Source organism: Vibrio sp. R78045 (genome assembly GCF_042466085.1).
Taxonomy (GTDB): domain Bacteria; phylum Pseudomonadota; class Gammaproteobacteria; order Enterobacterales; family Vibrionaceae; genus Vibrio; species Vibrio cyclitrophicus.
In genome coordinates this window covers 166,648-183,080 of record NZ_JAXHBS010000013.1, presented here as the reverse complement: position 1 = coordinate 183,080, position 16,433 = coordinate 166,648, and the positions used below count along the sequence as shown (strand labels likewise).

At 42.3% G+C, this 16,433-nt stretch carries 11 protein-coding genes; 3 read left to right on the top strand and 8 right to left on the bottom strand.

Annotated elements, in window-relative coordinates:
• The first annotated feature begins 363 nt into the window (after positions 1 to 363).
• The 3 genes from SJY39_RS11335 (at position 364) to SJY39_RS11325 (ending at position 3,517) form a co-directional block, all read left to right on the top strand.
• A complete protein-coding gene (locus tag SJY39_RS11335) occupies positions 364 to 1,830 on the top strand; it encodes a methyl-accepting chemotaxis protein (RefSeq protein WP_016768815.1) in 1,467 nt (488 codons plus the stop codon).
• A 130-nt stretch (positions 1,831 to 1,960) separates the two neighbouring features.
• Positions 1,961 to 3,097: an outer membrane beta-barrel protein gene (locus tag SJY39_RS11330; RefSeq protein WP_016768816.1), complete on the top strand. Its 1,137-nt coding sequence runs from the start codon at positions 1,961 to 1,963 to the stop codon at positions 3,095 to 3,097.
• A 9-nt stretch (positions 3,098 to 3,106) separates the two neighbouring features.
• Positions 3,107 to 3,517, top strand: coding sequence for a phosphate ABC transporter substrate-binding protein (locus SJY39_RS11325; RefSeq protein ID WP_010429296.1), 411 nt, complete (start codon positions 3,107 to 3,109; stop codon positions 3,515 to 3,517).
• A gap of 136 nt (positions 3,518 to 3,653) precedes the next feature.
• Here the strand turns inward: SJY39_RS11325 and SJY39_RS11320 are convergent, their stop codons facing one another.
• The 8 genes from SJY39_RS11320 to SJY39_RS11285 all read right to left on the bottom strand — a co-directional run bounded on the left by SJY39_RS11320 (position 3,654) and on the right by SJY39_RS11285 (position 16,431).
• Positions 3,654 to 4,721, bottom strand: coding sequence for an ABC sulfate transporter permease (locus SJY39_RS11320; protein ID WP_010429299.1), 1,068 nt, complete (start codon positions 4,719 to 4,721; stop codon positions 3,654 to 3,656).
• 1 nt (position 4,722) lies between these two features.
• Positions 4,723 to 5,199: a hypothetical protein gene (locus SJY39_RS11315; protein WP_010429302.1), complete on the bottom strand. Its 477-nt coding sequence runs from the start codon at positions 5,197 to 5,199 to the stop codon at positions 4,723 to 4,725.
• A 9-nt stretch (positions 5,200 to 5,208) separates the two neighbouring features.
• Entirely contained in the window at positions 5,209 to 8,391 is a 3,183-nt protein-coding gene (locus tag SJY39_RS11310; RefSeq protein ID WP_016793656.1) for a response regulator, read from the bottom strand.
• A 214-nt stretch (positions 8,392 to 8,605) separates the two neighbouring features.
• Positions 8,606 to 8,980 carry a hypothetical protein gene (locus SJY39_RS11305; protein WP_010429308.1) on the bottom strand — a complete coding sequence of 125 codons (375 nt, stop codon included), beginning with the start codon at positions 8,978 to 8,980 and terminating at the stop codon, positions 8,606 to 8,608.
• A gap of 109 nt (positions 8,981 to 9,089) precedes the next feature.
• Positions 9,090 to 11,228: an ATP-binding cassette domain-containing protein gene (locus SJY39_RS11300; RefSeq protein WP_016793657.1), complete on the bottom strand. Its 2,139-nt coding sequence runs from the start codon at positions 11,226 to 11,228 to the stop codon at positions 9,090 to 9,092.
• Entirely contained in the window at positions 11,228 to 12,811 is a 1,584-nt protein-coding gene (locus tag SJY39_RS11295) for an ABC transporter transmembrane domain-containing protein (protein WP_016793658.1), read from the bottom strand. The genes SJY39_RS11300 and SJY39_RS11295 overlap by 1 nt, the downstream gene beginning before the upstream one ends.
• The gene (locus tag SJY39_RS11290; protein ID WP_016793659.1) at positions 12,801 to 14,225 is read right to left on the bottom strand and encodes a TolC family protein; all 1,425 of its coding nucleotides are present in this window, start codon (positions 14,223 to 14,225) and stop codon (positions 12,801 to 12,803) included. Before SJY39_RS11290 ends, SJY39_RS11295 begins: the two co-directional genes overlap by 11 nt.
• Positions 14,200 to 16,431 carry a response regulator gene (locus tag SJY39_RS11285; protein ID WP_016793660.1) on the bottom strand — a complete coding sequence of 744 codons (2,232 nt, stop codon included), beginning with the start codon at positions 16,429 to 16,431 and terminating at the stop codon, positions 14,200 to 14,202. Before SJY39_RS11285 ends, SJY39_RS11290 begins: the two co-directional genes overlap by 26 nt.
• Between the last annotated feature and the right edge of the window lie 2 nt (positions 16,432 to 16,433).

Here is a 16,433-nt window from a genome sequence, read left to right as displayed (position 1 = left end):
TATGGAGAGGTGTTCAGTTTGATGTTGAACTCGTTTTTAATAAAGTAGTTAATTATACATGCTGATTTATATGGTTATTCTTACTTGCATAATAATTTATAAATAATATTAACATTTTTGTCACTATTTTCGGTGTGACAGATTGATATACTGGTCAGATCTGTTATTGTTCAAAATACATGTGCAGTTCATCATACTGTTTAACAAAGGGAGCTTATGTTTACACTATCGATCAAAAATAGGATTTTGGCTTTATGTTTAGTGTCGCTAGTAGGATTTACTAGTATTCTATTTGTCGGAGGGGATACGTTAACCAGTAACACCCAACAGGTTAATCGAATTGATCAAGTTACTTATCCGGTTATGAATGCGGCTTCATTGAATAGTGTATTGATCTCTCAATTAGCCGAGCGCTTTAATTTGGCAGTGACTCTAGGCGATGACGAGATTTTGGAGATGAACAAGCAAACTCTCGCTGAGATTCAAAATAACTTCAACATTCAAATCTCTCTCGATCCTTCATTACAGAGCTCATCTGCACTTTTGCAAGATCAAACCAATCAATATTTTGAGTTAGCTTACCGAATTGCTCAAGGCATGATAGATGAAGAGATCAGCCTTAGCGAAGCTGGGCGCCTTGCAAAACAGAGCACCGCAATCTTAGATGAGCTTACTTTGGGTATGCATAAGTTTTCTTTGGCTCGTCAATCAGAGTTTGAAAACGCGGTACAAGATTTAGAATCAAACAATAAAAAAGCTAACCAAATCATGAGTGTGTCTGGTGCTGTAGCCATGCTTGCGATGTGTATCTTTGGTTGGTTTGTGGTGAAAGGTATACGTAGAGATCTCGCGAATATCAGTGACAAAATGCGTGATATTGCTGAAGGGGATGGAGACTTAACGGTTCGCCTACAGCATGAAAAAAATGACGAACTGAAACCTTTAGTTGAATCATTCAATAACTTTGTCTCTCATTTACAACAGAACGTCACACACACTATAGGTAACGTTACTCAGCTGGACACGATCTCTGGTTCACTTGTTAAATCAAGTCAAGTAACAAGTGAGTTGTCGACTAAGCAGCATCTCTCTATTGAAGAAGTATCAAGTTCATTAAATCAATTGTTTCTTGCCGCTAGAGAAATCGCTACGAACGCTAATGATGCTTCGACTTCAGCTTCCAGTGCGAGTGAGCAAGCAAGCTTAGGAGAGAAGCAAGTCAAGAGTACGATTTTAGCCGTGCAAGAATTAACGCATGATGTAAGTAATGCATCTCAAGTGGTTAAACAGCTAAATGACAACACACAAAGTGCTGGCTCGATACTTGAGTCGATCAGTGCGATTGCAGAGCAAACCAACCTGCTTGCGCTTAATGCGGCAATTGAAGCTGCACGCGCTGGTGAACAAGGCCGTGGTTTTGCTGTCGTTGCTGATGAAGTAAGAACGTTAGCATCAAGAACTCAATCATCTACACAAGAAATTCAATCTGTACTCTTACAGTTACAAGACCAAGCAAAAACTGCGTCATCGATTATTTCTGATAGCGTAATTAAAGCCGAAACTTGTGTTGAAAAGTCAATTGTCGCGGAAAATTCTCTGCAGAAAATTACTTCAGATATTATCGAAATCAGTCAACGAAACGAAAGTATTGCCGCTGCGACTGAAGAGCAGGAGCAAACCTCCACTCGTATTGAAACTTTTGTCGAAGAAATTCGCAAGATGGCAGAAGGCACCAGTAACAGCGTTCAGCAAGTGGACGCCGTGGCGCAAGATATTCAAAAAGTGACTCGTAACCTTTCAACACTAACTGGCCACTTTAAAGTCAGTTAAGTTCCCTAGAATCATTCCCTCTCTCCTTTCGGCTATGCCTTAAGGAGGGCGGGAGTATGCCCCAATATGGGCTGATTATACAAAAACAATTATATAAAAACGAAAAATCACATAACAATTGGAGTTAGTTATGAAGAAGACAGTGGTTGCTGCCCTAGTAAGTATGGCGTTTGGAGCAAATGCTGCAAACATGGATGATCTTCGAATTAGTGGATTTGGTTCTGTAGGCATCGGTAAGTCAGACAATGCGATAGGTTATGCGGGTTATACCGACGAAAAATTAGATTGGGAGCAAGAGACATTAGCAGGCTTACAATTTGATTTTCAAGTAAATGAGCGTGCTAAGTTCGTGACGCAAATCGTTGCAAACAGCCGTTATGATTATGAGCCAAAAATTGAGATGGCTTATGCCTCTTATGATTTTGAGGCCTTCACAGCTCGAGCAGGTAAGTTGCGTTTACCTTTGTTTTTCTACTCAGATTACACAGACCTTGGCTATGCGTATCCAATGATCAGGCCTTCTCAAGAGTTGTATGAAAACATTGTTTTGAAGGGCTACACGGGTGCTGATTTATTGATTCCGATTGAACTTGAAGATTCAAGTATTCTTCTTCAGCCAGTGGTTGGTATAGGTACTATTGATGAAGATGACTCAATTGTTGGTGAGGTGAAACTGGATAAACTATTCGGTATCAGTGCCAACTGGAACGTAGATGACTTTACCTTCCGTGGTTCATATTTTGTTGCTGAATCTAATCCATCTTGTGATTTCCAAAACTCACAAGACCCGTATTGTCAATTGGGTGCAATGCTAGATAGCCAAGATGGTCAGTTCATCTCTTTGGGTGCTCAATATGACAATGGTGATCTGTTAGTTAACGTAGAAGCTGCAGATGTTCAATTGGAAGGGCAGTTTTATGACTATCAATCGGTTTCTGGTTTGGTTGGTTACCGAGTCAATGAATTTACGCCTTACGTTTCCGTTAGCTGGGTTGAAACAACAGACAACGAAGAACGTGAGAACATGACTACGACGGCTATTCAAGAGTCGATGAATTACGAGCGTCTTTCTTACTCTGTTGGTAGCCGTTGGGATTTCGCTAAGAACATGTCTTTAAAAGCGGATGTGACCTATGTCGATTACCGCGATACTAGTGGTGGGTTCCAAAGTAATGTTGAAACAACAGTAAGCCCATATATTGCAACGGGTAATTACCTTGAAGACAGCTCTATTGTCTATTCAGCACGTCTTGATTTCGTATTCTAAGGAGGCCATATGAAAAGTTTACTGGCAGCAATAACCGTAGCGGTTCTTTCATTTAACGCTTCTGCTGGAATGGTAGTGATTGGTAACAATGCTGGCGTTGATTCTTTATCTAAATCAGACGTTAAAAAGTTATTCATGGGTAAGAAAAGCAAGCTATCGAATGGTACTAAAGCACAGATCATCGAGTTAGCTGATGGTTCTGAAGGCAGACTTGCCTTCCATGAGGTGGCAACGGGACGCAGCGAATCACAACTTCAATCAGCGTGGTCGCGACTTGTATTTACCGGTAAAGCTGAAGCTCCAATCCAGGTTTCAGACTACAACGAAGCAATTATAACGGTTGCTTCAAAAACCAATGCAATTGGTTATGTAGATGAAGCCGCTTTAACAGGCGACGTGAAAGTATTATTTAAATACTAAGCGTTGCTTACTTACCAGCATTAAAAAGCCCAAGGTTATTTGATTACCTTGGGCTTTTGGTTTTAATCACTATTGTTATTGATGACTAATAGCCGCGTTGACCAATGTTTTGATGGATACGATTTTTTATCGTGGGTTAAAACACGAAGCTCAACATGACGGTATAAAGCATCGCGTCTTTGTCATCAAAAGTATTGAGTGAACTGAAATCTTCGATAAAGGCACCTCTTGATTTATGAGCTTCAAAGTACTGAATTTCACCATTGATAGATACATTTGGCAGTACATCGTAGTCCACACCAATAAGATAACTGTTACCATTTAAGTGTTCATTGGCGTCGAATTGCGCCCCGTATACAAGGTATGGGGTAAATTGACCTAAATGATAACCAAGGCTTGCATACATAGAAGAATTGAAGTCACTGATTTGCCCCTCACTGGCAAAGATGGCCTGACCAAACTCATATTCTGCACCTAGAGACCAAAGTTGGATATGCTGATTGTTATCTGTTGGAAGAGAGCCAATGTTTTTGATTTTAACCGTTTGGTCAAAATTTGAATCTAGGAAAGATATGTTCCAACGATAATCTTCACCACTAAGCTGCAAGTTCGCTCCGAACATTCGATTGGTTTCAAATTCAAGCTTGGTTGATGAATTGAACTCGACATCATTCTTATCCTTAATTCCAACAAACGGGGAGAGTAACAAGGTCGCTTCATCGCTCACATCATGAGTCCAGTTCACTTTAATACCATTGAACGCCGTGATGCCAAGTACGCTGTTGTAGACCTCTGTAGGCGGCCTTGCTGTCATGTAAGCTTGGCCTACATAATAGTATTCAGACGCGAGAAATAACGGGAGCCTCAGACGCCCAACACTTACATCAAGGTCGTTAAACTCATAGCCAAGATAAGCCCACTCGAGTTGTGGTTCACTCCAATCGTATTGTGGTGGTTTGACAACTTGCACGGAAGCTTTGAATGAATTGTAAAAATAGTCGAGTTGTACCCCGAATGTAGTATCGCAGTCGTAACAGTTTTCATCGGTAAAGCCGCGGGTAATAATTAAGGGGTTGTCGTTATCTGATTTTGCCCAAGATGTAGAGCCAAATCCGCTCAACGATAAATTATCGGTAAACTCAATAATAGCAAAGGCCGGAGAGGCTATTGAAGCACATAGCACTGACGTGATTATTTTTTTCATGTTATTTCTCCGAACTTATAACGTACAAAACGTTGGCATTTTGAGGAACCGTCGAGAGTGGTGAATAACCAATGCGGTTGGGTTTGTCGTCGAGCCAATCGACTAGGCTGTCTGTTGAAGCCTGTTTGATTTCTCTTGGGTAACGCGCTTTCCCTGAAAAAGATAAGCCAGCCCAGTGTGCATTCATTTGAGCTGCATTTTTGCCGAGAAGTAACTGATAAAAATCTTCTCTTTCGGTACTGTTTTCAGGCCAATCTGATAGTTCTACACGCTTGCCGTTCAGACGCTTGGTTTTTCCTCGATATAGCTTTCTCGCTTTATTTATTGTTATCTCTTCAAACCCAGAATCTAAAGAAAATATGGCGTAATCTTCCGCTGCATGCACTGGGGTGGCAAGGAGTAGGCTCCCTAACAGCCCAATTGCTGTTGATAGCATAACTCTGCAAGGGAGTGCTTTAATCGTTCTGATCCAATCCATTGGTTTCTCCTAACAAGTCGCACTTTCTATTTGATGGAATAGTTTCTCTTTTCTCACGGGCTTCGCTACGTACCCATCCATGCCTGAATCAAAGCACTTTTGGATATCATCATCGATAACACTGGCGGTTAACGCGATGATAGGAGTTTTGCTTAAGCCTAGATTTTTCTCGTATTCACGTATCTCTTTTGTTGCGGTGAAGCCGTCCATCACTGGCATCATGCAATCCATGAGAATAACGTCGAAACCACTGTCGTTTTGATACATATCTACGGCGATTTGTCCATTCTCTGCAAGTTCAAAAGCATAGCCAGCCTTAGTTAACATCAAAGAAGCCACTTTCTGATTAACTCGGTTATCTTCTACAAGTAGTATTCTTTCGGATTTTCTAGGTATCGTTTTTTGCTTGAGTTCTTCCGGTAAGGTTTGTTTAGCAGAGCTGGCGTTGTGAATGGGAGTGACCGTAGACGTTTTTGATGTGGTCGGGGAAACATTCCTGTTGGCAAGCGGCATTGCTTCAACAGCGGTGAGTATTTTCTCCTTTAACATTTCGAACTTGAAAGGTTTTGGCACGTAATCGTCCATGCCTACGTCGAAACACTTCTGAATATCGTCATCAATCACACTGGCGGTTAAGGCAATGATCGGAATACGGCGTGTAGCTTTTGTTTCTAGTTCAATTCGTCGAATATTACTCGTAGCTTCAAAACCATCCATAACAGGCATCATGCAGTCCATCAGGATCGCTGCATAATGAGGATTTGCGGTAAACTTGTCTATGGCTTCTTGGCCGTTGTTAGCAAACTCGAATTCGAAACCACTTTTTCCCACATGAAGACCAGCAATCTTTTGGTTAATTCTATTGTCTTCGACGATAAGGATTTTGTGTTGTATCTCTAAAGGTTGTTGAGTCGTCTCAGACAGCTCTGCTAAGCCTTGTGTATCACAAAGCTCGACGGCTTTAATTAATCGCAAGCCTAGTAAAGGTTGTGATACTTGAGCTGTGATGCAATTGCCTAAATCTACTGGCTCGCTTAAGAATGAGCGAATCAAACAGATTGTGATTCCATTATTATGCAGTCGATTTAATTCATTTGAGTAATTGTTGGCTTGAAAAGTATCGTCTTCAGCGAAAACGACAGTGATTGGTTTATTGTGTTTCTGAGTCGCGAGTTGTTCGGTGAGCCTAACTGTGTCCTTCGTTCGCTGAACTACGTTTAGGCCATAAAGATTAAGGTTACATTCTATTCGCTCAGAGAGCATATTCTCCTTACCTAGCACGTAAATATCAGCGCTCGCGGTACTTGGTTTTGGTAATATTAAGTCAACCGGTAGTTCTAAATCGAAGTAGAAACAGCTACCTTCACCTTTTACGGAATTAAGTTGAATCTGTCCGCCCATAAGCTCAACTAACTGAGTACTGATGGCTAGGCCAAGCCCAGTACCACCAAATTGACGTGTAGTTGAGTCATCTTCTTGAGCAAAGGGCTCGAATATCTGTTTCTGTTGCTGTTTGTCGATACCAATACCCGTGTCTCGTACTGCGAATCGAATCGTGACTTCGCTTTCAGTCTTGTTAAGCGTCTGAATGGACAGCGTTACACCACCTTCAGCCGTAAATTTTACGGCATTAGACATGAAATTCATCAAGATCTGTCTCAATCGGTGATCGTCTATCATCACTCGAGCTGGGGTATCAGGGCTGATGTCGACGTCAACTGAAATTTTCTGCTCTTTTGCTTTTGGTGCAACAATAGAAGCGATGTCGTATATCGACTCTCTAATGGATGCTGAATGTGGACTTATCAGTAACATTCCAGATTCGATCTTGGAGAAATCTAAAATGTCGTTGATTAAGCTCAGCAGCAGTTGTGATGAGGTTTCGATGGTATCAACGTAATCGCGTTGTGTTGGTGTTAGTGGGGTATCAGCCAGTATTTCTGAAATACCTATGACGCCATTGAGAGGTGTTCGAATTTCATGAGACATGTTGGCTAAGAAGCTGCTTTTCGCTTTGCTGGCTTGTATTGCGTGATCTTTCGCTTTTTCTGCGTCTTCTTTGGCTTGGGTTAGCTTTTCTTTAGCGTACTCTCTTTCGATGGTGAGTCGTTCGACCTGTTGAGCAAATAAACTGAGCTCATCTTTACCTTGAATGAGTTTTTGTAAAGAGGGGCGAGTTTGATCGTTTTCACTTTTTAAAAAGTTAAGGACGAGTCCAAGGTTGTTCGTCACTTGTCTCGCTAAGCTTAAGGTTAAACCCATAACAAGGGTAGCGAGTAAGGCTACGATGGAAATAAACAGGGTTCGCTCCATTTGAGCGTCTGAAATCGCTTGGGCAACCTCTGTTTGGAATTCTTGCTTAATGACACCGCCAAGGCTTTGCAATAAGTTGAGTCGAGCACTCATGGCCTCTAGACCAACAGATATTTCTTGTGGAGTAAGTTGGCTGATGGCGTTCAGGTCAAGTAGAGCAGTTCGGATTTCTTGGCTTTGAGCAAAGACATCATTTCTAAACACTTCGACCATTAAAGATACCTGATGCTCATTGGCATTCAACGAAACAAAGCGTTCTAAAAACAGTTGCTGCCTTTCACTCAGAGTCTCGATTTGCTCTGCAAGTTCAGGATCGTATTCTTGGCTGCTTTGAAATATCTCAATCAGTGAGGTGCCCAGTTTGAACTCCTCGTTTGACCAAAACATTAACCATTCTAGCTGCTGCAATGCCGTGAGGTGTTGTTGAATTTCACGCTTGGTGTTTTCAAACGGGACCTTCTCGACTTCTAGCAATAATTGTTTGTATAAATCGCTCTGCCATTCGAGTGCATCCAACTTATCGTAACTGTCGATAGCTTGAATTGTCGAAAGTGTTGCTTCGCTGAAGTCAGCTACTAACTGATTCATTTCATTTGAAGTATCTAAGAAAATGATTGGCGATAGGTTTTTTAATTCTGCTTTTACTTGGCTGCTTTGTGCTGCGAACTCTTCAGGGCTAGAAGCTGATGAGCTTCGATACAGGAGCGAAATATCTTGGAGGTAGGCAGATAGCTGACTGGTTCGTTCAAAATCGGTTAACTGAGTCGTCAAGATAAAAGCTTGTCTGCCTGCGAGAAAAAGCAGTAGTGAAACGGGAAGTAGAACTAAGCCAAAGAGTTTATGTTTGACTGAAAGGTTATTCCAGACCGTAATCGCCATATAAGGATCCATCCAACTGTTTTTATATAAAAACAGTAGAATAAAAATGCCGATATGGAAACTTTGAGACGGTATATTTAATGGAAGTGTGGGAGGGGTATAAGTTCTTGTGATTCCAGAGCTTATTTTGAAAGGGATCCTATTTCTACTCGTTTATAGCGGTGGGTGGTTGGTTTATTCTATATGCTTATTGAGGAATAACTTTGAAAACAGTTTAGTGAGAGTGATTGTTGTCTTGATTTACTTCAAATAGAAGTTGTTCTAGCGCCGTTTTAGCAGAAGGCTCTAGTGTCCAAATACCCAAAATTCTGTTTAACGCTGCTCGATAAACTTTGTTTTTGAGTAGGAAGGCGAGAGTACTTGTATCGTTATTTAGAACTTGTGTTTGTATTACGGTCAGTTCGGCTTTGTTTGCGATATCAATTTTCTGAAGATTGAAAGCGGGTAGGAATGCACACTCATACCAAATCTCAACGATTTCTCTAAGTTCGATCTCTTCTTCAGGCACATCGCAGCCCTGAAGTTGGTGGTTTTCAGGAATTGCGGATAAGTAAGCTACATCAAGCTTGTCTGCAACGAATGTGTACATTTGCTTCCCTGTTAAACGTAATTTGAGACCGAATCATCTCTCTCACTTATGGTTTTGTCAATTATATCCATTTATCTAACGAGTAATTTGTGAATAAGCGTCGTTGTAGTTAACTTAAACTGTTTAAGTATTTGTCTGTTAAGCCAAAATATTTTAAATTGCCATCTAGTTCCAGAACCAAACTCATGTTGGAAGTGGCGATCAAACCGGGGTCATTGGTTGAAAAAATGACTGTTTTGTTCAACAACTTATCGCTGAACAAGCGGTTAAAATACTGCGAGTTTTCATTTTCCGCTCCGTTGAACGGTTCATCAATGATGATCAGAGATTGCTCACAGTTACCTAAACCAAGCGCTAAACGAAGCTTTTGCTGAATGCCGTTGGGAAGACTTTTGCATTTGTCCACGTTTAACTGAGTAGCTAAACCTTCCGGGAGCCATTCATCTAATTCGAAGAAGCTCACCATCTCTTGCATCTTCTCTGTTGGAATGAGTCCGTTATGCAGAATGAAGTTGGTTTCTAGCGAACCTTCGAAAATATGTAAATTAAAAGGGATGTAGTTTATCGATGTGCGATAGCGGTAGCTGTTGAACTGCTTGATGTTGTAACCATCGACAGACACTGCGCCCTGATAGCGATCTTCTAGCCCCGCAATGATGGAAATTAGCGTCGTTTTTCCACAGCCAGTTGGGCCACAAATGACGACTTTTGCGCTTGGGGGTATCTTGAACCCCAAGTTGGTTAAGCCGGTTGCTGCGCCTGTGTAACGATGAGTTACACCGCTGCCCACAATACTGCCTTGGAACAGGCGAATAGGTGGGCTCTTCTCCAAAGTCAGCTTGTCATCATTCATCGACATTAAATTGTTGATTTGTGCCGATGACGCCTTTATGGATTGAAACTTAGAAATTGAATTATAGATACCCATGATCGGGCCTAATGCTTTCCAAACCAAAATAACGGTGGCTAGCATTGCACCAGCATCAGAAGTCCCTTCCATTACTCCGATTACTGCGGTCACGATACTTGCAGTACCAATCACCTGAATCAAACTGCCGCCAGCAGCCTGAATCTTACTGTTAGTCACGGCAACGTTCTCGGCATCACTGGTGCTTTGCATATGTGAAGCACTGAAACGAGATTGAACGACACGAAGTAAAGGCAAACCCTGAATGGTCTTGATACCACGAAGGATTTCATTCCATTGATACGAGACCATTGCATTGGCGCGCGAGCTTTTGGATGTGGCTTGCGAGTAGATATAGCGAGAATACACACAGAACACCAACATCAAGATTAAGCCACCCATCACTACAAGCGCTGCCGTACCCGACATAAGGGCAATGGCGATGATAAATACAATCACAAACGGCATATCAAAATAGCTAAGCGTTGATTCTGCGGTCACTAAGCGTCGGAAGGTGTCGATATCTTTCAAACGAGCCAACTGAGACGAAACCCCAGCGGTTGATGTCATCGCGTAGGGCAGCCATAGAAGTTTCGATATTACGGCTTGTGAGATGTGCACCGCGAGATCTTTACCGGAGGTCGCAATAATGTTGACGCGCATTTTCTTAAAAAAGTATTCCGAAAACCCCACAATGATGGCAAATAAAGTTAGCCAATAGAGTGTTGCTTGAGAACTTGAAGTTAGCGCGAAGTTATACACGCTCATAATGAAGAAAGGCTGCAGCGCTCCTAAGATACTGATCACAAAGCTCAGGATGATTAGGCTTTTGAGTTCATTGTTGTAGCGGTAAAAAGCGTATTTTATCCAATTACTTCTATCTTGGGATTCGGGTGGGGGTTCGCGAAACAGACGAGAATATTCACTAATTGCAATCAGTAAGCAGGGCTTCTTACACATTGGATATTCAATGGTGTTGTTGTTCGTGTAATCGAACAAAAGCAACTTGCCATCTTTGGTCCCCAAAAAGATGGCATTAAGGTTTTCTATCTCAATAAAGCATGGGTGAGGGTGTTTATCGATATTCTCGAGTGTTTTAAGCTTAGTGACATCACAACGGTACCCTAGGCGCTCTATGGTTGCGGTAAAGCTATCGCTGTCTTTTGGTTTTGGAATAAAGGCATCACTGAGGATAGAAGGAGTTCCTTCCCATTCAAGAGCTATTAAGGTGTAGGCCAACCCTCGAATCAGAGGTGATTGGCTGTAGCGCTCGTCATACCCGCTTGATTCAAAATCTCCTACGCGCTGTGGAACATTGTTGAAGTCTACTAGGATACTCATTATTCACCTCCGGTAAGTTTGACACGTTTGAGGCGATGGTTAAGTTTGTCCATTTTATTACTGGCGATAATCAGGATTTTGTCATTGGCACGATAAGCGGTACTGGTTAACACCACGCGCGCAAATTCATCATCAAAGACACAATCGATGTCGTCGAATATTAAGACGCGTTTACTGGCGAGCAGAGCGCGGACTAACAACAAAGCGTAACCGACTTGGCGCGAGAATGGATTGCGCATATGGCCTTTGATTTCAGTGTAAAAGCCGGCCGGAAGTGCATCTATTTGTGCTTTGATGTTCATGGTTTCACATAACGCAAACGCAGTGTTATTCAAACTCGGTCGAAAGCAGGTCAGATTATCAATAATGGATCCTTCTACGAACGAACTGGTTTTATCTACCATTAGCACGCTGTTACGCCACACGTTGTAGTTAACATCATCTAGACGCGTGTCGTTAATCATTATTTCTAGTTTGCTATCATTGTTTTGTCGCGTAATACAGTTGGCTAAGTGTGTCTTGCCTGCACCACTCTTACCTGTGAGCAGGTAGGCTTGTCCCAGTTCAAACTCGATACGTTGTTTGTCAGAGTACTTGATTGAAATACGTTCAACTTCTGTTGTCTCATGTTGATGCTCAACAGAGGCTGCCAGTTCAAGCAGTTCCGCGATACGTTGTATATGGAGTTTGTTTAATTCCCAGCGGCTCGCAGTACGCATTACTTGTTGGTAAGGCGCGAAGTAACGGTTAGTCAGCATAATGATAGCTGCCATGATGCCTTGGCTTGATTCCATGTTGATAACCGCGGTTGCTAAAACCACAACCACACAAGCAATCGAGAGTTGTTGTATCAGCGCCAAGATCAAACCAAAATTCGATTCAATTTGTTCGTATTTGATGTTCTCAACTTCACGCTCTTCGACCATTTGTGTCATCAAACTTTCAACTCGGTATTCCATGTTTCGGGCTTTAATATCAAGTGGACTAGAGATGATTTCAATGATTTTAGAGGTGGTTAACCCTTCGATGTCTGATTTATTCTGCAAGCTACCAATCTTTTGTTTAGAAAGGCTCCAAGCGAAAATCGCTAAAATGAGTGAGGCAATCAAAAGCGTCACGCCAGCCCATACGTTGATAAGGCCAATAATGAGGATGGTTATTACGCTGACAGCAAGGTTGATCAGCGCTCGAACCGATTCTCCTCCAAAGAAGGTTTTTAGTTCAGGAATGGTTGAGATTCGCTCTAAGTATTCGCCCGGTTCTAAACGGCGGAATTTAGATATTTCAGCCAAACAGATGGATTGGAACACCTTGTTGGTTAAGTTGGTCTCAAACTGCCTCATGATGACGGAAGATATCTTCTCTTCCTGATTTTTCAGGTGATAGTCGAGGAAGATGGAAATCAAGATAATCGCGAACAATAAGAACAGAGTATCTTGTGCTTGGTTGGGTAACACTCGGTCAAAAATGATCAGAATAGAGAAGGGCAGTACCAAGCCAAACAGGGTGGAAATTATCGTAGAGAAAGTCAGATAGCACTTATCTGCCATATTGATCTTTTGTGAAAACTGCTCAGTTTGCATTGCGGCCTCCTGTTTTCAACGACTCCGTTGAGAGAAGGTGTTTCGGCACGAGTTCTTGATTGTTGCGACCTTCGATATCGCTCATCAATTGCATGATGCTCTCTATCGATTGAATAGAGAGTATGCCCTTAATTTGCTCTAGCTTGATGGTTTCGATGATGTAGTCGTATCGTGCGCTTTCGTAGTCTCTTAAGGCGCTGAACAGCTTACTTTCTGCGGCCAGTAGATCGGTGATGGTACGCGTTCCTAACTGGTAAGCTCTTTGGATACCTTTATAAGATGCATAGTTGGCGCGAATGATATTTTCGTAACTGCTTATAGACTGCGAGAAATCGTTAATGTTGAGCACAGAGGTGTTCACACTGTTACGGGTAGTGTAAAGCGAGTCTTGATAAAGCAGTTCGGTACGTTCAATTGCCGTCGATGATTTTTGATATCCATAGTAATCAGAACCACCAGACAAAATAGGCAAGGCTAGATTCAAGCCAACGCTAGTTGAGTTGCTTTCGCCTGTAGCAGTGATGTCGGTTTTATCGTAGTTATTGGCGTCATCGTGACGATAACTGGCTGAAAGCGACACGGTAGGTAAGAAGTTTGTACCGCTCTCTTTTAAGCTTCTACGGCTTCTCTCGACGTTTTTCTTCGCCACTAACAAGTCGTTGTTGAGCTTTAATGCTTGATCCATGATTGAGTGTTGTTCGCTTTCGTTTATCTCTTTTAATGGCACACTTTCGTATATATCTTGCGATGGAGTGATAGGGTACTGAATCTGAATAGATAGTCCGTTGAGAATGACTCGTCGGTCTTTCTGCAAGGTTCTTAATCGATTCGACACACCTTCTTTCTGAGCGATAACTTCGTACAGCTCGCTGGCGGCTGTGTTCCCCAATTCTACGTTACGTCGCATCTGATGTTCACGAGTCTCAGACGACTTAAGTTCGACTTTGGTTGCCTTGATTTGAGCGTTGTTTTTCAGGTATTCAAAATACTGTGAACCGATTTCCGAAATAGTACTTTGAATTTTGTTCTCATGCTTCACTTCTTCGATATTGAAATCGAGCTTTGCCGTCCCGTATTTAAAAATGTCGCCAAGATTGAATATTGATTGGGAAAGAGAAAGGCTGTAGCTGTTTGAGTTATAGCTAGAGGTTTCATCGGGCACGCTTGATAATAAGGTTTCGTTTTCATTCCATGTGGTATCGGCTGCACCATTGAGTGAAGGAAGAAACTTAGAGCGGCTGATCCCAATGTTGTATTCGTTCTCTTCCACACCTTTATCACTGGCGCGAAGGGATAGGCTGTTTTGCAGGCCGAGTTCTACCGCCTCAAGCAGGGTCGTCGCCGATGCTGAAGGTGTTGTGCTGAATGCAAGCGCAGCCATAATGCTGCTAGTTAAGTTTCTGTACCGCCACATACTTGTTGATCACCTTGATGATTTGGTCGCTTTTGTAAGGTTTGCTGATCACGTAATCCATTCCAGCTTCAATACAAGCCTGGTGTTCGTTACTGCTGGTCAATGCGGTTGCCCCTATGATGGTACAAGGGTTTTTCTCGTTCTCTTGTTCAAACTGGCGAATGCGTTTGGTCGCTTCAATGCCGCCCATACCTGGCATGATGCAGTCCATGAAGATGATGTCAGAACGTTTATTCATAAAGTGCTCAACTGCGTCGGCACCATCGCCAACCGTGTCTGGTTCATACTCTTGTTTGGTGAGGATTCGTTTAAGTAAGATTTGTTGAACTCGGTCATCCTCTACGATAAGGAATGAACTGTTTTCCATCTGCTCTTCTGATGCTTCTGCTTCCATAATGGTGAGTAAGTTCGGAATAAACTCATAAGGAATCGCAGGGGAGTTGATGATCTTATCGACGAAGCTGTGACACTCTTGTGCATGCTGAGTATTGGTTACTGATAGCAACAGCTTGGTATTTGGATGATTCTTAAGTTGAGATTTCACCGTTTTGCTCAGTGATGGCAGCTTGTTAGGTTCAAAGGTATCGGTCAGCATGATGGCATCGTACTCACCAAAGGTCTTCGCCGCTGAAAACAACTCATTTGCAGTGCGGATTTCAGTGATATCAAGCCCCAAGTTGTTGAGCATTTTCTTCATTACATCGATACGAACTTGTGTATTGGCGCACAGCAGTAAACGTTTGCCATCGAAGCGTGTTTTCTCTGTATGGAAATTCTTCGCCTTGAGATCAAGCTCGATCTGAAAACGTTCCTGTGTACCCGATTGGAACCAGTGACTTTCGTAATACCCGTAATCTTTTAATACGCTTTTCGCTAAGTCGTCTGTGTTAGCAGTATAGTGTTTATGATCGCTCCAATGGAGCTTATTGAGCTTGGCGACAGAGACATCTAACGTTGAAAGGAAATTAAGGTTGATGGTGACACGCGTATTTTCCATATCCGAAGCTGCGCCAGACTCTATTGTCACGAACAACTTCTTGTTTGATTTGAGTTGGATGGCATTAGAAAGCTGCAGGAACAAGATCCAGAACAAGCTGGTAGATTGGCCTTCAACACGATTAGGTAAGTTGTCGGAAATAAAGCAGTCAAGTTGACCTTCGTTCCTCTGAACTTTGGCGCTGATATGAATCATCAATTCAGATAACACGCTCAGCAGAGAAAACTCTTTCGACTTGCTTTCCGTACCCTGTGAAATCAATCGATTATAGTTTTCTGCTAGCTCAGATAGGGTGCTACATGCAGAGGTAATGTCCTTCGCCATCAACACGCCGTTTTCATCGGTTTCTTGAACGAGGTACTGGACACCGCCGTTAATGGTATTGGTGATTCCGCGAATCTCATAGCCGATGAGTGCATACAACTGTTTGTAGAGATCGTTATTGCGCTTTTGGTCTTCCAGTTTACTGAAGATCAACTTGAGGTGAGAGTAGATTTGGCGTTGTTTGGGGTTGATGCTCACTTCATTAAGAAGCTCTTCGAGTCTTTGTAAATCGAGTTCCTTTAGCTCTTGATATAGGGCATCAAACTCATAGTCGATTTCTCGCTCGTTAGAGCTGGATTTCTTCAGTTTCAACATGGCAACTGAGTTAGAAAAAACGGCAATCACGGCCAATATCACGACCACCATAAACAACCAAACAAAGAACTCGTTTTTCTCAGACATCAAATCGCTCGCATGGTTGTTAAACATGGTGCGGTAGTTGTCATCCATCTGTAGATAGTTGTTGGTCAGTGATAGATATAAATCGAGTACATCGGTACGTGCTTTAGCGCTATCGGAGAAGCGGTTAATCGCTAATTCCAGTTGCGTGTATTCAGTTGCTCCAACCAAACTGAACTCAGTTTTGTTCAAAGAGGCTAAAGACCGAAATTCATCTATTTCACGCTTCAAGTTAACTAGATTGAATTCGTTAGTACCACAAGTGTCGGTACTTAAGCATTGCTGCAGAGTTTGAATATCTTGTTCGATGGTCTGATTAAGCTTCTGAGCTTGTATGAGCAGTGGGGCGCTTTGCACTTGCGCAACCGAATCGACTTTCGACCAAGAAAAGTATAAATAGAAAGCGAGCGCAGCTAATACCACGCTAAATAGTATGCTCAGACGCAGAGCCGGTACGGAAATGTTGTAAGAAGGTTTTCCGCTCATTG